The sequence below is a fragment of the Streptomyces sp. NBC_01260 genome (genome assembly GCF_036226405.1).
GTDB lineage: Bacteria > Actinomycetota > Actinomycetes > Streptomycetales > Streptomycetaceae > Streptomyces > Streptomyces laculatispora.
Genome location: NZ_CP108464.1, coordinates 3,836,358 through 3,854,212, shown reverse-complemented (window position 1 = coordinate 3,854,212; position 17,855 = coordinate 3,836,358). Strand labels below are relative to the sequence as shown.

Genomic DNA, 17,855 nt, shown 5'->3' with positions numbered 1-17,855 from the left:
GCCGTCCCCTCACCTCTCCCGCATCGCCAGCACGGAGTTCCGCATGTCCAAGTCCATGCCCATGTCCACGTCCAAGCCGTCCCCGCAGTCCAATAAGCCGGGCAGGTCGAACAAGGCCGGCAAGTCGAGGAAGCCGCTCGTCTACGGCGCCGGGGTCGTCGTGGCCGCCGCCCTGTTCGGCTACGTCTCCTACCTGGCCACCGCCCCCGACTCCTCGGACTCCGGCTCCTCCGCGGTCGCCGATGTCACCGCGGAGCCCGATGCCGGCGTCTACCCCGAGCTGGCGAAGCTGGCCCGGCGCGACGCCGGCGACAAGCTGGCACAGGGCCGGGCGGACGCGCCCGTCGTCCTCATCGAGTACGCCGACTTCAAGTGCGGCTACTGCGCGAAGTTCGCCAGGGACACCGAACCCGCCCTGGTGAAGAAGTACGTCGACAACGGCACCCTGCGCATCGAGTGGCGCAACTTCCCGATCTTCGGCGCCGAGTCCGAGGCCGCGGCGCGCGCCTCCTGGGCCGCCGGACAGCAGGGCCGCTTCTGGCAGTTCCACAGCGCCGCGTATGCCGAAGGCGTCAAGGAGAAGGGGTTCGGCAAGGACCGGCTGAAGGCGCTCGCCCAGCAGGCGGGGGTGGCCGACCTCGACCGCTTCCAGGCCGACGCGGACGGTGCCGCGGCCGCGGCCGCGGTGAGCAAGGACCAGGAGCAGGGGTACGGAATCGGCGCGACCTCCACCCCGTCGTTCCTGATCAACGGCCGCCCGATCGCCGGGGCGCAGTCGACGCAGACCTTCGACCAGGCCATCGAGCAGGCGGCGGAGCGGGCGAAGAAGCCCGGCAACGCGGGCGAGGACGCCAAGGGCGCCGCGAAGTGACGGCCGGGATCGGCTACTTCGCCGCGCTTCTCGGCGGGCTGCTGGCGCTGCTCAGCCCGTGCAGTGCCCTGCTGCTCCCCGCCTTCTTCGCGTACTCCATCAACTCCACCTCGCGGCTGCTCGCCCGGACCGGAATCTTCTACGCGGGCCTGGCCACCACCCTCGTCCCGCTGGGCGCGGCGGGTTCGTACGCCGGACGGCTCTTCTACAGCCACCGCGACGCCCTCGTCCTCGGCGCGGGCTGGCTGATCATCGGGCTCGGCGCCGCCCAGATCGTCGGACTCGGCTTCGCCTCGCGGCGGATCGCCGCCCTCAGCGGCCGGATCCGTCCCACGACCGCCGTATCGGTCTACGCGCTCGGAGCGGTCTACGGACTGGCCGGCTTCTGTGCGGGACCGATCCTCGGGAGCGTCCTCACCGTGGCGGCCATCAGCGGCAGCCCGGCGTACGGCGGACTGCTGCTCGCCGTCTACGCACTGGGCATGGCGGTACCGCTCTTCCTGCTCGCGCTGCTCTGGGAACGGTTCGACCTGGGCCGCCGGGCGTGGCTGCGCGGGCGTGTCCTGCGGCTCGGCCGCTTCGAACTGCACACCACGTCACTGCTGTCGGGGCTCTTCTTCATCGGGCTCGGCGCCATGTTCCTGGTGTACGACGGGACGACCGCGCTGCCCGGGCTGCTGGACGTGGACCAGTCGTTCGCCGTCGAGCAGTGGGCCCAGGGTGTCGGCGAGCATGTGCCGGATGTAGTGATGCTGGTCGCGGTGGTGGCCGTGGTGCTGCTGATGCTCGCGGTACGGGCCGGGCGCCGCCGCCGTGCGCAGGCCGCAGAGGCCACGGACACCACAGACACTGCGGACGAGCTGAACACCGCCGACCGGGAGGGTGTCTGACACGACGAAGGCCCCGTCCACCGGACGGGGCCTTCGGGTGGTGGCTGGGGCCGGGATCGAACCGGCGACCTATCGCTTTTCAGGCGATCGCTCGTACCAACTGAGCTACCCAGCCACGCAGCTCATACGGGCTGCAGCGGTCCTGACGGGATTTGAACCCGCGGCCTCCACCTTGACAGGGTGGCGAGCACTCCAAACTGCTCCACAGGACCAAGCTTTGTGCGACTAAGTGTCGCACAGGTTGTGCGTGCCCCCAACGGGATTCGAACCCGTGCTACCGCCTTGAAAGGGCGGCGTCCTGGGCCACTAGACGATGAGGGCAGAACTGCTCATACAGTCGCTTCTTCATCTGTCGCCCGAGGGAACGTAAGAAGCATGTGACTGACTTCCCCTCAAGAGGTTCCGCTTCTTCCGCAACCTTTGAGGTTCCAGAACGGCCAAGCCCTGACCGGCGCCCTTGGGCACGTCGGAGACTGTACTACGGCGTTTCGGTGTCAGCCAAACCGAATAGGGGAGGGCGTCGCGTCGGCCGGCTTCTCCTCCGGCAGATGGCGGCTGACCTCGGCCGTCGTCAGGCCGAGACCGCCCAGCGTGATCTCGTCCCAGGCCTGCAGACGCCGGGTGGAGCGGTCCAGATAGAGCACCGAGGCGAGCACCTGTTCCGGCTTCTTGTTCTGTACGGCGCGCAGCCCGCCGCCGCCCGTGGAGCCCTCGACCTTCAGCCGGGTGCCGAGCTTCATCACCTCGTTCTGCCGGTGGTGCACATGACCGGCCAGCACGAGCGGGACCGTGCCGTCCGTCTCCCGGGCCGCGGCCGGCTCATGGGTGACGGCGATGTCGACCGGGGTGCCGGCGCGCCGCTGCTCGCGCAGGGCGGCCGCCAGCCGCAGGCCCGCCGTCCGTTCGACGTCCTCGGCCTGTTCGGGCCCGGTGCGGTCCGGGGTGAACTCCGGGTCCCCGATGCCCGCCACCCGCAGCCCGCCGACGTTCACCGCCCGGCCCTCGTCCAGCACGTGCACGTTCTTGAACCGCTTGGTGTGCTCCAGGTACTTCTGGGTGATCGCGGAGTCGTGGTTCCCGCGGACCCAGACGTAGGGGGCGCCCAGATCGCCGACCGGGTCGAGGAAGGTGTTCTCGACGGCGGCGCCGTGGTCCATCGTGTCGCCCGAATCGATGATCACGTCGATGTCGTACTGCTCGACGAGCGAGCCGATGATGTGCCAGGCCGCGGGGTTCAGATGGATGTCGGAGACCTGCAGGACACGGAGCGTGGCGGGGTCCGGGCTGTAGACGGGGAGCGTCGAGGTGGCGTCGTACAGCCTGGTGACGTTGGTGACCAGCCGGGCCAGCTCCCGCTGGTAGACGTCGAAGTCGGTGACGATCGAGCGGGCGTCGCCGACGACGGAGGGGGCGCTGGAGAGCAGGCCGGAGAACCGGGGCTCCAGGACCGACTTCGGGTTCCAGGTGGCGTACGCGCTGACCCCCGAGGCGGCCAGCAGCGAGAGCGCGAGCCCGCCGGCCGCGAGTGCGCGGCGGGGCCTGCGGTAGACCGCGAGGCCCAGCGCGGTGGCCCCGGAGACGACCGCGACGCAGGAGCGCACGGCGAGCTCGCGGGTGCCGGCGGCGACATCCCCGGTGACCTCGTCCTCCAGTCCGGAGAGCCGTTCGGGGTGCTGGACCAGGGCCTCGGAGCGGACCGGGTCGAGGCGGTCGACATCGACGTCGAGCCGGACCGGGGCGTGGTGCGAGTCCAGTTCCAGGGCGCCGAGCGGGGACACGTTGATCTTGGTGCCGCCGCTGAGCGAGGGGCGCAGGGTCATCGTCGTGTCCATCGGGCCGACGGTCGTACGCACACTGCCGACGGCCAGCAGCCCGAGCCAGGCGCCGAACAGCACGACGGTGACCAGACCCAGCGCGCGGGCGAAGGGGCGCGGCGGGGCGACGAGCGCGCCGCCGGCGCGGCGGCCGGTGCGCGGCCGGGGGCGGTGCCGGACACGGGCTGCTGCGGCGCGGAACGGGTCGCGGGCCATGGGGCGACTGTGCCCCGGTCCGCAGGGAGGTATGCGCTCCGGGCACCTCGGGGCGTGTCCTGCGGCGGTGCGTGACAATGACGGGGTGCTGGAGATGACGCGGGAAGAGTTCGAGGAACTGGTCGGCGAGGCGCTGGACCGGATCCCGCCGGAGCTGACCCGGCTGATGGACAACGTCGCGGTCTTCGTCGAGGACGAACCGGAGGCCGACGATCCGGATCTGCTCGGGCTCTACGAGGGCACGCCGCTGACCGAGCGCGGTGAGTGGTACGCGGGCGTGCTGCCGGACCGGATCACCATCTACCGCGGGCCGACGCTGCGGATGTGCGAGTCGCGCGAGCACGCTGTCGCCGAGACGGAGATCACGGTGGTCCATGAGATCGCCCACCACTTCGGCATCGACGACGAGAGGCTGCACGCGCTGGGTTACGGGTGAGGCGCCGCGGGCGGCGACGGCCACTCGTCCGGATCATGCCGGGCCCGCGGGTTCCGGCCTGATCCAAACGGAAGCCCGAGGTGTGAATGAGGTGTGCGGGCCGGTCCCGGGGCGTGTCCCCGGCGGGGCGGCGGGAGTTGGGCACAGCGCTGCCCGGCTCGTTTCCGTACCGCCTCGTCCTTCTTCGCGCCCCCCGGAGGTGCCCCCGTGCGCCAGTTGTCCGTCCCCGTCCGTTGGGCGGCCGTCACCGTTGTGACGATCGCCGCGTCCACAGGCTGTATGAGCGTCGGCGACGGCGGCGGGAAACCGGCGCCCTCGCGGTCCGCCGCACCGAAGGGGTCGGTGGCCGGCCCCGACGGCTCCACGGCGGCCGGTACCGGCCGGGCCCGTACCGGCGGCGCCGAGGCGCACTCCGAGCGGGAGGCCGCCGAGTCCGGCGCCCCGAGTGCCCCCGCCGGCCCCTCGGACAGTCCCGGCACGGGGTCCGCCGAGCCCGGCCGGGTCCGGGGCGGCCGGCTGTCGGCGCCGCCGCTCCAGCCGTCGGAGCCAGGGGTCCCGGAGCGGCCGGACCCCCCGGCCCCGTCCGAGCCGCAGGCCCCTGAGCCGTCGGTTCCGCCGGAGCCCGAGCCGGAGCCGTCGGAGCCGCCGGCGGTTCCTTCGGCGTCGCCCGCCGCGCAGCTCCGCAACGACGCGATGGGCGCGCAGGGCAACGTGGACGACATGCGGACCCCGGAGGCATCACCGCAGGTGGGACCGGCTTGAGGGGGTGGCCGGCGGGGGTCGGCTTGCGCGATGCCGGGGTTAGTGCGTATGGTAGTAGATCGTTTGATCCATTGCCCGGCGCCGACACAGAAGAGCGCCGTGTGGCGCGTACTCTCCCTTGCCGTGGCTGGACCGCATTGAGGCGGTCGAAATTGCGAAAACACGGAGTTACGGGCGCGTGCCGAGACTCCGGAAGGTTTCGCATTTCGCATGTCAATTTCCAGTTCTGACCACACCGTGCTGCCCGAGAACATCGAGAACGACGAGCTCGTCGAGGCCGCAGAGGCCGTTGTAGCCGAGTCCGCCGTCTCCATCAAGGACTACATCGCGGCTCCCCAGGCCGACACCGACGCTCCTCAGGCCGAGAAGGCCGAGAAGGCCGAGAAGGACGTCACCGACGCTCCGCAGGCCGAGCAGGCCGACACCGACTCCGCCGCCGACGAGGCGGACGCCGAGCCGACCGTCACCTTCGGCGACCTGGGCCTGCCCGAGGGCATCGTCCGCAAGCTCGCGCAGAACGGTGTGACCGCGCCTTTCCCGATCCAGGCAGCGACCATCCCGGACGCCCTGGCCGGAAAGGACATCCTGGGCCGTGGCCGTACCGGCTCCGGCAAGACCCTCTCCTTCGGTCTGCCGACGCTGGCCTCGCTGGCCGGCGGCCACACCGAGAAGAAGAAGCCCCGCGCGATCATCCTCACCCCGACCCGCGAGCTCGCGATGCAGGTCGCGGACGCGCTGCAGCCGTACGGTGACGTGCTCGGCCTGAAGATGAAGGTCGTCTGCGGCGGTACGTCGATGGGCAACCAGATCTACGCGCTGGAGCGCGGTGTCGACGTCCTCGTCGCCACCCCGGGCCGGCTGCGCGACATCATCAACCGGGGCGCCTGCTCCCTGGAGAACGTCCAGGTCGCCGTCCTCGACGAGGCCGACCAGATGTCCGACCTGGGCTTCCTGCCCGAGGTCACCGAGCTGCTCGACCAGATCCCCGGTGGCGGCCAGCGGATGCTCTTCTCCGCCACCATGGAGAACGAGATCGGCACCCTGGTCAAGCGCTACCTGAGCAACCCGGTCACCCACGAGGTCGACTCCGCCCAGGGCAACGTCTCGACCATGTCGCACCACGTCCTCGTCGTGAAGCCGAAGGACAAGGCGCCGGTCACCTCCGCCATCGCCGCCCGCAAGGGCCGCACGATCATCTTCGTCCGCACCCAGCTGGGCGCCGACCGCATCGCCGAGCAGCTCGTCGAGGCGGGCGTCAAGGCGGACGCGCTGCACGGCGGCATGACCCAGGGTGCCCGTACCCGCGTTCTTGAGGACTTCAAGAAGGGCTACGTCAACGCGCTGGTCGCGACCGACGTCGCGGCGCGCGGTATCCACGTCGACGGCATCGACCTGGTCCTGAACGTGGACCCGGCCGGTGACCACAAGGACTACCTGCACCGCTCGGGCCGTACCGCCCGTGCCGGCAAGTCCGGTGTCGTCGTCTCGCTGGCGCTGCCGCACCAGCGCCGTCAGATCTTCCGCCTGATGGAGGACGCGGGCGTCGACGCCTCGCGTCACATGGTGCAGGGCGCGGGCGTCTTCGAGCCGGAGGTCGCCGAGATCACCGGTGCGCGTTCGCTCACCGAGGTCCAGGCCGACTCCGCGAACAACGCCGCCAAGCAGGCCGAGCGCGAGGCCGCCGACCTGACCAAGCAGCTTGAGCGCATCCAGCGCCGTGCCGTGGAGCTGCGCGAGGAGGCCGACCGCCTGGTCGCCCGTGCCGCACGCGAGCGGGGCGACGACCCCGAGGCAGCGGTGGCCGAGGTCGCCGCCGAGGCGGAGGCCGCACTCGTGGCCGCCGCTTCCGTGCCGGAGCAGCAGGCCGCGCGCGAGGAGCGCCGCGACGACCGCGGCAACTTCGAGCGCCGGGACAACCGCGGCGGCGACCGCGGTGGATACCGCGGCGGCAACGACCGGGTCGGCGAGCGCAGTGGCCGTCCCACCGGTGGCAACGGCTACCGCGGCAGCAGCGACCGTCCGTCGTTCCGCGGCAGCAACGACCGCGGCGGTGACCGTGGCGGCCGTTCCTTCGAGCGTCGTGACAACGACCGTCCGTCGTTCAACCGTGACAACGACCGTCCGTCGTTCAACCGCGACCGTCGTGACGACCGTCCGTCCGGTGGCTTCCGCTCCGGCGGCAACGACCGTCGTGACGACCGCGGCGGTGACCGTGGCGGCCGTTCCTTCGAGCGTCGTGACAACGACCGTCCGTCGTTCAACCGTGACAACGACCGTCCGTCGTTCAACCGCGACCGTCGTGACGACCGCCCGTCCGGTGGCTTCCGCTCCGGCGGCGGCGACCGTCCGGTCAACCGTGACCGTCGTGACGACCGTCCGGCGGGCGGCTTCCGCTCCGGCGGCGGCAGCGACCGCCCGACCGGTCGCCGTGACGACCACCGTTCCACGGGTACCGGCACGAGCACCGGCTCCTTCGGCCGTCGCGACGACAAGCCGCGCTGGAAGCGCAACGGCTGATCTCCGATCGCCTGACTGCTGATCAGGGCCCGTACATCACTTCGGTGGTGTGCGGGCCCTGTTCTGTTTGAACCGGTTCGAATCTCCCTGTCGCCACCTGTGGGACTGCTGTTAAAGTCGGCCCACTTGCATGAGGGGTTGGGGCCGGGGGGCTTTCACACTTCGCACAGACCGCGGCACGCTGCCGCGTCCTCCTCATGCTCTTCTTGAAGTTCCCGGGAGGGACTGGGTTTGAGACGCAACACAGTTGTACGCAGCGCTGTCGCGATGATCGGGGCCCTTGGTATCGGGGCGGGGTTCGTGCCCCTCGCGGCAGGCGCCACAGCCCCGCCGCCGGCCGAACTCGTCATCCCCGCAGGGCAGAACCAGAACCCCAACGCCGGCCGCCTGGTCGGTGCCGGGGCATCCGGCTATCTGTGGGGGCAGGCCGGTGAGGGCTACAACTGGACCTCGTACGCCGATGGTTCCACCCGGGCGGTAGCGGTTCCGGCCGGCCTGCGGGTGGCCCAGGTGTCCGGTACCGATGTGGTGACGTTCACCGGTACGTCGAATCCTGTCCAGCGGGACATGGGCACGGGCCAGGAGTGGACCCTCATGGTCCCCGCCGGCCAGTGGTACCGGGCGAGCTACGGCGCCACCGTCGTCACGATCGAACAGAAGGCCGACAGGGTCGCCATCATTCACCTCCTGACCTGGGAGAACGGCCAGGTGGTGGACAGCGCGGTGACCGGCCTGCCGGCAGGGGCCACGGCGCTGGACGTCCAGGGGCACGGCGACCGGGACGGCGTGTTCGTCAGGGCCATGGTGAACAGCCGGCCAGTCGTGTACCGGCTGGACGCATCCGGACTCCGTCCCACGGCGCTCTTCGACAACCAGGTGAACGGGAGCGGCCCGCAGGTCGTCGAGCGGTTCGGCAACAGGGACACCTACCGGGTGTGGAACCTGTCGGACCTCTCGAAGCCCGCCCATGAGCTCACCCTCCCCGATGTGAGTCCGGCACAGATGCTCGGAGTGGTGGGCAACGACGTGCTGTTCACCCGTCCTTCCGCCACGGGTGGTTCCCCGGACCCCTCGGTTGCCGACCACACCGTCCTGGCGGTCCCGGTGACCGGCGGCCCCGAGCGGGTGGTCCTGGACCGTGCGGCGTCGATCGCGGCGTTCGAGCCCGACGGGACCATGCTTCTGGGCAGGGCACCCGAGAAGCAGGGCGCGGCGTATTCCGTGTACGCGTTGCGGTCGGGGAAGGACGGGGCGCTGTCGACGGGCCGGGTCGCCGAAGTGCTGGCCGTTCCGACCGTGGTCGAGGGCATGAGCATGGCCCAGGGCCGTATGCACACCATCGACAGAATCCCGTTCGGCAAGGCGCGGCTGCGCCGCACCGACATCTCGGTGAGCGGCAGCCCGACGGCTGCGGCGCGCGAGGACCGGGGGTTGTTCAACGACTACGCCGGATGCGACCGGGACTGGTGCGAGGAGGTTCAGTCGACCGGTGACGGCCGGCTGGCGTACCAGGGGATCAACGGCGACGGGCTGAGCGTTCTCGACGAGACGGCGGCCCTGCCGGCCCGGAAGGTCAACGACCAGTCCACGTACCAGCAGCCGCACGACACCATGCAGGCGTCCGGGCGCTACACCGTGGCAAGGATCCCCGGCCCGGCATCCGAGGACTACCGGCCGCGCCTCCAGGTCATCGACCTGGACACCGGGAAGGCGGCCTACACCGGCCCGGCCCAGCAGCAGTACATGCCGGCCTTCGCGATCGACGGAAGCACGCTCTGGGTCGAGGGCGCCACTGCCGGGGTCGTGCAGGCACTCGACGTGCGGACGGGCAAGGCCGTCCGCACCGTTGACGTCGGTGACTGCAACATCACGGACCTGCGGGCGAACGGCACCGACCTCTACTGGGAGTGCGGGGTGACGACGTCGGGGGTGTACGGCACCGTCACGAAGAAGTCGATCCGGCTCCCGGCCCACCGGTCCGCCATGCTCGGCGACGGATACGTCGGCTGGGAGAAGGACGGCGTCCTCCGGGTGACCGATGTGCGGGGTACGGCCGGAACGCGCACCGTCGGCAGCCCGGCCAACGCAGAGCCGGGCGAGGGCTGGACCCTCGACCGGTTCGGCGGCCCGCTCGTGTACGCGGACAAGGGAGGGAACGTCCACGTCGTTCCCTCCGGCGTGAAGACCTCCGCGCTCTCCGTCCGGGACACGGACGCCGCCGCGTCGGTCCATGCCGCGAGCGCGTCCTGGTCGCCCCGCTGGTGGCTGTCGAAGCCCGCCGCGTCCTGGCAGTTGACGCTGAAGAACAAGGCGACGGGTGCGGCCGTCCGCACGCTCACGGGCGGTGAGGCGCGTGGGCTGGTGAAGGCGGGGTGGAACGGGAAGGACGCGGCGGGGCGGCTGGTCGCCAACGGCGCGTACACCTGGACCCTCACCGCGAAGCCCGCCGACGGCCAGGGCACGGCCCTCACCACCTCGGGCACGGTGAAACTGTCCGGCGGCGCCGCCGTGGCGCGGGACTTCGTCGGCAACGACGGTTTCGGTGACCTGCTGGCGTTCACCCCGGCCGGGGTGGCCGACTGGCGTGCCGGTACGGGCACGGGAACGGGCCGGGTCGAGACGAAGTTCTCCGGCTCCGGCTGGACGGGCGCGAACACCGTGACGGCGACCGTGCCGTTCGAGGACGTCAGCGGTGACCGCTGCAACGACGTGCTGGTGCGGATGAAGACCGGCGAACTGCGCACGTACAAGCCCGCGTGCGGTGCCGCGCTGAAGCCCACCACCCCGTACACGAAGATCGGTACGGGCTGGAACATCTTCAACGCGCTCACCTCGCCCGGCGATCTGACCGGGGACGGCCACGCGGACCTGCTCGCCCGCGAGACCTCGACCGGGTCCCTGTACCTGTACAAGAGCAAGGGCAACGGTTTCTTCGAGCCGCGCGTGAGGATCGGCACCGGCTGGCAGAAGTACCTGCTGGCCGGGATGGGCGACCTGAACGGCGACGGCAAGGGCGACCTGCTGGCCCGGGACGGTTCCGGTGTGGTGTGGCGCTACCCCGCCACCGGCAAGGGGACGCTCGGGACCCGGGTCAAGGTGGGCTGGGGCTGGACCATGTACGACTCGATGGTCGGGGCCGGTGACCTGAACGGCGACGGCAAAGCGGATCTGCTGGCGCGGGACACGTCCGGGGCACTGTGGAGCTACCGGGGCGACGGCAAGGGCGGCCTGGCCGCGCGGGTGAAGGTCGGCGGCGGCTGGCAGATGTACGCGTGGCTGTCCTGATGCGCGTACGCAGCATTCCGTCTGTCGCCCGGGAGGGGATTTCGTTGACCGTGTTCGTTCGTGGCCGTACGGCACTGGTGGGGGCCGCGCTGGGGGCGACCGTCCTCGCGACGGCCGCCGTACCCGCCACGGCCGCCCCTGGCGGGGCTCCGGCCACCGTGGTGACCACCGGCGTCCGCGGCCTCGACTTCGCCGGTGGGCGGCTGGTCACCGCGGAGCGGAGTGGCAGCGGTGACGCGATGGTCTTCGAGCGCCGGGTGTCCGCCGACGGCGTGACCGTGGGGGCGCGGGAGAGCCGGTCGTACGCCGGGCCCTTCGCCAACGGCGCGCACTTCAGGACGGTGCCCTGCGACATGGGCTCCTGCGTGGAGCTGGTCGCCTCGGGCCACGGGGACTACGGCGTCGTGTTCGTCGACGGCGACGACGCCGGCACCGAGAGCGTCCAGTTCTGGCGGCCCGGGGACTCGTACCACGGCGGCGATGTCCACTACCCCGCGGGCACCGCGAAGCTCGTGGACCTGACGGCCCGCGCCTATGTCGTCAACGGCGGAGCCCCCGTCAAGCAGCGGGCCGACATGTACCCGAGCTACTACGCGAACGCCGACCCCATCGTCCGCAGCCCCACCGCGGCCTCCGTCTGGGGCACCTCGCTCTGGGCGGCGGCCTCCACCACGGGTGCGCTCACCGCGACCGACATCGAGAAGAACAAGGTCGTGGAGAAGGCGGCCACCGGCGCCCCCTGTGTGATCAAGGAGGTCCGTGCGGTCGGACGCTGGGTCTACTGGAACTGCGGGACGACCGGGGCGGCCGGTGTGTACGACCGGACGGCGAAGAAGTCGTTCACCGTGCCGTCCGGGCCCGCCCTCGTCGGCGACGGGTACCTCGTCCGGCACGACCGGACCGCCGGAAAGCTGCTGCTGACCGACTTCCACACCGGCAAGGCGACGGTCACCCGCGTGGTGGCCGACCTGCCCGCCGGGAAGACCGCCGACCAGCGGCGGCTGACCTGGGCGGTGGACAAGTTCGGCGGGGACATCGCGTACGTCGACGCCGCGAACTCCGTCCACATCGTGCCCAGCGAAGTGCCCGCGCAGCCCCTCGCGAAGATCGCCTCCGACGTCGGCGGCACCTCCATCGACATCAAGGGCGTCAATGGCCTGGAGGCGTGGCTCAGCACCTGGCAGTTCAACAAGCCCGTCAACTGGACGTACACCGTCAAGGACTGGACCGGCAGTACGGTGCGCACCCTGAAGGGCGCCGGCTCCGGCACCGAGGCGGACGTCGCCTGGGACGGCCGGACGGACGCGGGCGGATACACGGGCAACGGCCGGCACGCCTGGACCCTGAAGGCGACGGCCGAGGACGGGTCCGGGACGTACACCACCAGCGGGACCATCGGGGTGGGCGGCGCCGTGGCGGGCTTCCACGACCAGGGCGGATACAGCATCGGCGACCTGGTCACCCTCAACTCCTCCGGCTCTCTGACCGTCCAGTTCGGGCAGACCCCGGGCAGCTTCGACGGCAAGAAGTCCGGTTCCGGCTGGCCGGCCGGCACGCTCGCCGTACCGTTCGCGGACACCGGCAGCGACCGCTGCTCCGAACTGCTCGTACGGATGCCGGGCGGCGAACTGCGCCAGTACGCCGGCCGCTGCGGCACCTCCGGGTACACGCCGGCCGGCAAGCACACCACGATCGGCACGGGCTGGCAGCAGTACGACGTACTGACCTCGCCCGGCGATCTGAACGGGGACGGCCGGGCCGACCTCGTGGCCCGTCAGACGTCCACCGGCGACATGTACTTCTACGCGGGAGCGGCCGGCGGGAAGTTCGCGCCGAAGGCCAGGATCTTCACCAACTGGAAGACGTACGCCCAGATCACCGGCGTCGGCGACATCACCGGCGACGGCCGCCCCGACCTGCTCGGCCACGACCGCGACGGCGGCCTGTGGCGCTACAACGGCCTGGGCAACGGCAGCTTCGCGCCGCGGGTGAAGGTGTTCTCGGACTGGGGGCGTTCGTACAACGCGGTGGTGGGAGTCGGAGACCTGAGCGGCGACGGCAGGAACGACATCGTCGTACGCGACCCGGCGGGGAAGCTGTTCCGCAACAACGGCAACGGCAAGGGCTCGTTCGGGGCCCGTACGCAGATCGCCACGGGGTGGCAGACGTACAAGGGGATCTTCTGAGGCACTGAGGCCCCGGCCTCCGCCCCACGGGGCCGGGCCGTCGGTGCATGTCGTGCCCCCGGCGAGGGAATCGCTGGGGGCATGACAAACAACCCCAGTGAGACCCGGTCCGGTCCGTCCGACGGGTCAAGCCCCTCCGGTCCGTCGGATCCCTCACCCGCGACCGCCGTCTCACCCACCTCCCCCGCCTTACCAGCCCCTCCCGCCTCACCCGTCTCCGATGAGGAGCGGCTGGCCGAGCTCGGCTACACCCAGGTTCTCGCCCGCCGGATGTCGGCCTTCTCCAACTACGCGGTCTCGTTCACGATCATCTCGGTGCTCTCCGGCTGCCTGACGCTCTACCTGTTCGGCATGAACACCGGCGGCCCGGTCCTGATCACCTGGGGCTGGGTCGGCGTCGGCCTGATGACGCTGTTCGTCGGGCTCGCGATGGCCGAGATCTGTTCGGCGTACCCGACGTCCGCCGGCCTGTACTTCTGGGCCCACCGGCTGGCTCCGCCGCGCTCGGCGGCGGCATGGGCGTGGTTCACGGGCTGGTTCAACGTGCTCGGCCAGGTCGCGGTGACCGCCGGGATCGACTTCGGGGCCGCGTCGTTCCTGGGCGCGTACCTGAACCTCCAGTTCGACTTCGGGATCACGCCCGGCCGCACGATCCTCCTCTTCGCCGCGATCCTGTTCCTGCACGGCCTGCTGAACACCTTCGGGGTAGGGATCGTCGCGTTCCTCAACAGCGTGAGCGTGTGGTGGCACGTGCTCGGCGTCGCGGTCATCGTCGGCGCGCTGACCTTCGTACCGGACTCCCACCAGTCGGCGTCGTTCGTCTTCACGGGGTTCGTGAACAACACCGGCTGGGGCAGCGGGTTCTACGTGGTGATGATCGGGCTGCTGATGGCCCAGTACACCTTCACCGGATACGACGCCTCCGCCCATATGACGGAGGAGACGCACGACGCGGCGACGGCGGGCCCGCGCGGCATCGTCCAGTCGATCTGGACCTCCTGGATCGCCGGCTTCGTCCTCCTCCTCGGCTTCACCTTCGCCATCCAGTCCTACGACGGAGCCCTGGCCTCCCCGACCGGCGCCCCGCCCGCCCAGATCCTCCTGGACGCCCTGGGCGCCACCACGGGCAAGCTGCTGCTCCTGGTGGTCATCGGCGCCCAGCTCTTCTGCGGCATGGCGTCCGTGACCGCCAACAGCCGCATGATCTACGCGTTCTCCCGGGACGGCGCCCTCCCGTTCTCCCACGTCTGGCACACGGTCAGCCCGCGCACCCGCACCCCTGTGGCGGCGGTCTGGCTGGCCGCCATCGGCGCCCTGGTACTGGGCCTCCCGTACCTGATCAACGTCACCGCGTACGCGGCCGTCACCTCCATCGCGGTGATCGGCCTCTACATCGCCTACGTCATCCCCACCCTGCTCCGCCTGCTGCGCGGCGACTTCCGGCCCGGTCCCTGGCACCTGGGCCGCTGGTCCCGCCCCATCGGCATCGTCGCGGTGGTCTGGGTGGCGGTCATCACGGTGCTCTTCATGCTGCCCCAGGTCTCACCCGTCACCTGGGAAACCTTCAACTACGCCCCGGTCGCCGTCCTGGTGGTCCTCGGCTTCGCCGCCACCTGGTGGCTGGCCTCGGCCCGTCACTGGTTCCTCAATCCGGATCACAAGCGCACGATCGCCCGCAATACGCCTCGCTGAGCGAGGCCGCCTCCACGATGACGGGGCCCGGCAACCGATACCCGATCGGCGGCCGGGTCGCGGCGGGCTATGCTCGGGGGTGATTCGGCGAGGGCCGTTAGCTCAATTGGCAGAGCAGCGGACTTTTAATCCGTTGGTTGTGGGTTCGAGTCCCACACGGCCTACCAGACCCCTCGGGGTCAGAACCCTCGTTGACCTGCGTCAACGGGGGTTCTGTCGTTTCCGTGACCTGCTCGACGGGCGAATCCGTAGCCGAGGTGGTCACCGTGTGGTCACGCTCACCGTCGGTCGGCGCAGTTGGCGCGGTGCGGCGGGCGCGGGGTAGCAGCCGCCGCCCTTGCGTGCGTTCCGCCCGCCGGCCACCCTCGCCGAGACCCGCCACCTCACCGCATGGGAGTGGTACCGCCTCGCCACCGAGTGACCCGACGACTACGAACGCCTCGTCGGCCGCCCCCGCATCCGAGCATGACCGACCCCGGCGCCCTCACCGCCGGGGCCTCTCAGTGCCCACACCCCCGATTGCGCGCAAGCCGACAGCCCACCCACTTGTCCGCAATTTCCCGCAATCCCCGGGCCGTCAGCAGCCATCGGCCGCACCCTGGTCCCCTGACCGCAGGCGACCGGAGGCGACCGGAGGGCAACATGACGCTCAGGTTCATCGGCACCACCAGCGACGATGGAGACTGCCCCACCCTGTACGAAATCGAGGAAACGGACGAGATCCTTGTTCAGGGCGACCGCGAGACCGACCCCGGCCACCTGGCCCAACTTCGCGATGTGAAGTCGTCAGAGACGTTCGTACGCGTCCCCCGGGCACTCCTCACCCGCTACGCCCCCAGAGACGACGCCCCCACGCTTCAGCCGTTCGCGTCGATCTCCCACCTGTTCCGCGACTTCCGGCACACGGCCTGGCGGCTGGAGATGCGCCGCGGCTACGCCACCGACCGAAACAGCCCCAAGTGGCAACGCTGGCTCAATGGCGAGGACATCAGAAGCGACCCCGGCAACCCCTGGCGGGAGAACGTCACCGCCCAGACCGAGCAGGGCAAGAGGTTCGAACGCGTCCGCATCGTCGACGAACCGCTCACCCAGGGTCAGGAATTCCTTCGCGCCAGCACCCCGGGCAACATTGCCGCAGGCGAGGACATCCGCCACCTCACTCGTGCCGAGGCCGACCGGCTGCGCCTGCCCGATGACGACTACTGGCTGTTCGACTCCAAGATCCTCGCCCGTTTCGCGTTCGACGAGGACGACACCACCCTTGGCGTCTACGTCACCGAGGACCCCGCCCAGGTCCTCGCCGCCTGCCAGGCCCGCGACGCCGCATGGCACCACGCCGCACCTGCAACCGAGTTCGCCAAGCAGGTACGTTCCGCGATGTGAGCACCGACTTTCAGACCGCGAGAGAGGCACTCGGCGCGCGCCTGCGGGAACTGCGCACCGAGGCCGGCCTCGACGGCAAGGACCTGGCCACCAAGCTCGGTTGGCAGACCTCGAAGGTCTCCCGGCTCCAGAACGGCAAGCAGACGCCCAGCCGCGACGACCTCACGGCGTGGGCGCAGTCGTGCGGCCAGGGCGACACCGAAGCCGAGCTACAAGGACTCCGCGCCGGACTGGAGATGAAGCAGCGCCACCGCTCATGGCGACGGCAGTTGGCGGGCGGACACCGCGGGCGGCAGGAAATCGCCGTGCGGCAGACCGAGAAGACGACGATGATCCGCGGTCTGGAAGTCTCCCGCATCCCCGGTCTGTTTCAGACGCCGGAGTACGCCCGAGCCATCTTCGAAATCAACGCCGACTTCCGCGGCATCCCAGCCACCACCGAGGCCGCCGTAGCGGCCCGCATACGTCGCCAAGAGGCGCTCTACGACCCGGAGAAGTCGTTCCGGTTCCTCGTCTGCGAAGCTGCTCTCTACCACCGCGCGTGCCCGGCCGACGTGATGGCCGAACAGCTCGACCGCCTGTACACCCTCATCGGGCAGCGGCGCATCGAGATAGGCATCATCCCCTTCGGCACGCAGCTGCGCCGCACCGCGCCGCACGGCTTTTGGATCTACGACCGGCGGTTGGTCATCGTCGAGACGATCAGCGAGGAACTGTGGCTCACCGGTGACGACGACCTTGCCCTGTACGAACGCGCGTGGGAATGGCTCGCCGAGGCCGCCGAGTACGGATCGCAAGCCCGTCGCCTCATCGGCCGCGCCCGCGCCTCTCTGGATCCCTTGTAGGCAACCGGCCGCAACCTGCCCCACGGCGCCCGCAATCACGCGCAATCGGCGCACGGCCGCGCAATCGCGTTCCCTACCGTCCCGATATGACCACACGGACACCCACGCCGCGCATCCAGAACATCCCGTGGTCCCCCGCTGAAGAGGCGGCGTACCGCGTCCTCGTAGAGCACACGGGCGGCACCGAGACGACCGGCCCCTGTCCCCGGTGCAACAGTCCCGAACGTGACTGCGAGACCGGCACCGAGATGCGTAGGGCACTCCGCGACGCCACCCGCGCCCGCAGCAACCAGACGCCGAACCGATGACCGACCGAACCCAGCGAGTGAGTGACGAGCAGACCCTCATGACGATGCGGGTCTCCCGCGACAGCGGCCGTACGTGGGAGCCGCAGAAGACCATGCGCGGTACGGACGACCTACCCCCACTACTGACCTCTGCGTGGCCGCCGTGCGAGTGCCATCAGTGCCGCGCCCCGTAGACCGCCCCGCACGCTGGTGGCGACGCTCCCCCCGTAGCGTCCGCCGATCGCCAGCGTGCGGGGCTCACGGTCCGACGGGCTCGGCCTACTGCCCGCATGGCGCCTGGCCCGGCACACCACCGCATAGGGCCCATTCACGACCAGGGTGTTGCGGTCCGCGATGACTGGCCAAGGGCTGCCCTATTCGCGGCCAGCGTGTGGGCGATGATCCCTCGCCCCGTGGCAGCCCCGCCCAAAGCCACTTCGCTGCCCATCCGGCGACCTTTCCCATCCTGCCCCGTCCTACAGTCAACAGAGGGGTTCTCGGGGCTCAGGGTGCCGACGGGCTTCGCACCAAAGCTGCGACCCGCCCACGAAGTTGTCCACCATCACCGACTGACAGCACCAACTTCGCGTGGAACCGGAAGCGCAGAGGAGGCGTCAGCACCAACGTGCTCGATACATTAGGGGACGTTAGCTTTCCTGACTGGGATCACT

Annotated in this window: 12 protein-coding genes and 4 tRNA genes; 12 read left to right on the top strand and 4 right to left on the bottom strand. The window is 70.4% G+C overall.

The genetic code is table 11. The features are described from left to right. Positions 1 to 61 precede the first annotated feature (61 nt). Complete coding sequence (locus tag OG322_RS17045; protein WP_123462217.1) at positions 62 to 871, top strand: DsbA family protein; 810 nt, start codon at positions 62 to 64, stop codon at positions 869 to 871. Continuing rightward, positions 868 to 1,761: a cytochrome c biogenesis CcdA family protein gene (locus OG322_RS17040; protein WP_123460586.1), complete on the top strand. Its 894-nt coding sequence runs from the start codon at positions 868 to 870 to the stop codon at positions 1,759 to 1,761. Before OG322_RS17045 ends, OG322_RS17040 begins: the two co-directional genes overlap by 4 nt. A gap of 38 nt (positions 1,762 to 1,799) precedes the next feature. On the opposite strand, the gene OG322_RS17035 is transcribed toward OG322_RS17040, so the two are convergent. The 4 genes from OG322_RS17035 to OG322_RS17020 all read right to left on the bottom strand — a co-directional run bounded on the left by OG322_RS17035 (position 1,800) and on the right by OG322_RS17020 (position 3,791). Further along, positions 1,800 to 1,876, bottom strand: a tRNA-Phe gene (locus OG322_RS17035). A 22-nt stretch (positions 1,877 to 1,898) separates the two neighbouring features. Next, positions 1,899 to 1,973: transfer RNA gene (locus tag OG322_RS17030), tRNA-Asp, on the bottom strand. 36 nt (positions 1,974 to 2,009) lie between these two features. Further along, positions 2,010 to 2,082: transfer RNA gene (locus tag OG322_RS17025), tRNA-Glu, on the bottom strand. A 173-nt stretch (positions 2,083 to 2,255) separates the two neighbouring features. After that, positions 2,256 to 3,791, bottom strand: coding sequence for a metallophosphoesterase family protein (locus OG322_RS17020; protein WP_123460587.1), 1,536 nt, complete (start codon positions 3,789 to 3,791; stop codon positions 2,256 to 2,258). An 85-nt stretch (positions 3,792 to 3,876) separates the two neighbouring features. Here OG322_RS17020 and OG322_RS17015 point away from each other — a divergent pair, with 85 nt between their 5' ends. The 10 genes from OG322_RS17015 to OG322_RS16970 all read left to right on the top strand — a co-directional run bounded on the left by OG322_RS17015 (position 3,877) and on the right by OG322_RS16970 (position 17,205). Further along, on the top strand, positions 3,877 to 4,227 hold the full coding sequence (locus tag OG322_RS17015; RefSeq protein ID WP_185095426.1) for a metallopeptidase family protein: 351 nt from the start codon (positions 3,877 to 3,879) through the stop codon (positions 4,225 to 4,227). A 279-nt stretch (positions 4,228 to 4,506) separates the two neighbouring features. Next, positions 4,507 to 4,989, top strand: coding sequence for a hypothetical protein (locus tag OG322_RS17010; RefSeq protein ID WP_323179806.1), 483 nt, complete (start codon positions 4,507 to 4,509; stop codon positions 4,987 to 4,989). A gap of 210 nt (positions 4,990 to 5,199) precedes the next feature. After that, positions 5,200 to 7,506, top strand: coding sequence for a DEAD/DEAH box helicase (locus OG322_RS17005; RefSeq protein ID WP_329306610.1), 2,307 nt, complete (start codon positions 5,200 to 5,202; stop codon positions 7,504 to 7,506). Positions 7,507 to 7,737: 231 nt separating this feature from the next. Continuing rightward, complete coding sequence (locus tag OG322_RS17000; protein WP_329306609.1) at positions 7,738 to 10,791, top strand: FG-GAP-like repeat-containing protein; 3,054 nt, start codon at positions 7,738 to 7,740, stop codon at positions 10,789 to 10,791. Positions 10,792 to 10,841: 50 nt separating this feature from the next. Beyond that, on the top strand, positions 10,842 to 12,977 hold the full coding sequence (locus OG322_RS16995) for an FG-GAP repeat domain-containing protein (RefSeq protein WP_260146833.1): 2,136 nt from the start codon (positions 10,842 to 10,844) through the stop codon (positions 12,975 to 12,977). 81 nt (positions 12,978 to 13,058) lie between these two features. Beyond that, on the top strand, positions 13,059 to 14,669 hold the full coding sequence (locus OG322_RS16990; RefSeq protein ID WP_241200082.1) for an amino acid permease: 1,611 nt from the start codon (positions 13,059 to 13,061) through the stop codon (positions 14,667 to 14,669). 91 nt (positions 14,670 to 14,760) lie between these two features. Continuing rightward, positions 14,761 to 14,836 (top strand) — tRNA-Lys (locus tag OG322_RS16985). 475 nt (positions 14,837 to 15,311) lie between these two features. Further along, the gene (locus OG322_RS16980; RefSeq protein WP_123460592.1) at positions 15,312 to 16,052 is read left to right on the top strand and encodes a DUF6879 family protein; all 741 of its coding nucleotides are present in this window, start codon (positions 15,312 to 15,314) and stop codon (positions 16,050 to 16,052) included. Beyond that, entirely contained in the window at positions 16,049 to 16,897 is an 849-nt protein-coding gene (locus tag OG322_RS16975; protein ID WP_123460593.1) for a helix-turn-helix domain-containing protein, read from the top strand. Before OG322_RS16980 ends, OG322_RS16975 begins: the two co-directional genes overlap by 4 nt. Before the next feature lie 86 nt (positions 16,898 to 16,983). Next, a complete protein-coding gene (locus OG322_RS16970) occupies positions 16,984 to 17,205 on the top strand; it encodes a hypothetical protein (protein WP_124284581.1) in 222 nt (73 codons plus the stop codon). Positions 17,206 to 17,855 lie beyond the last annotated feature (650 nt).

Bases quoted from the DNA above. Each gene is read 5' to 3' on its own strand.
- OG322_RS16980 (WP_123460592.1), top strand. From the start codon at position 15,312: ATGACGCTCAGGTTCATCGGCACCACCAGCGACGATGGAGACTGCCCC.
- OG322_RS17045 (WP_123462217.1), top strand. From the start codon at position 62: ATGTCCACGTCCAAGCCGTCCCCGCAGTCCAATAAGCCGGGCAGGTCG.
- OG322_RS17005 (WP_329306610.1), top strand. From the start codon at position 5,200: ATGTCAATTTCCAGTTCTGACCACACCGTGCTGCCCGAGAACATCGAG.
- OG322_RS16990 (WP_241200082.1), top strand. From the start codon at position 13,059: ATGACAAACAACCCCAGTGAGACCCGGTCCGGTCCGTCCGACGGGTCA.
- OG322_RS17010 (WP_323179806.1), top strand. From the start codon at position 4,507: ATGAGCGTCGGCGACGGCGGCGGGAAACCGGCGCCCTCGCGGTCCGCC.
- OG322_RS16970 (WP_124284581.1), top strand. From the start codon at position 16,984: ATGACCACACGGACACCCACGCCGCGCATCCAGAACATCCCGTGGTCC.
- OG322_RS17020 (WP_123460587.1), bottom strand. From the start codon at position 3,791: ATGGCCCGCGACCCGTTCCGCGCCGCAGCAGCCCGTGTCCGGCACCGC.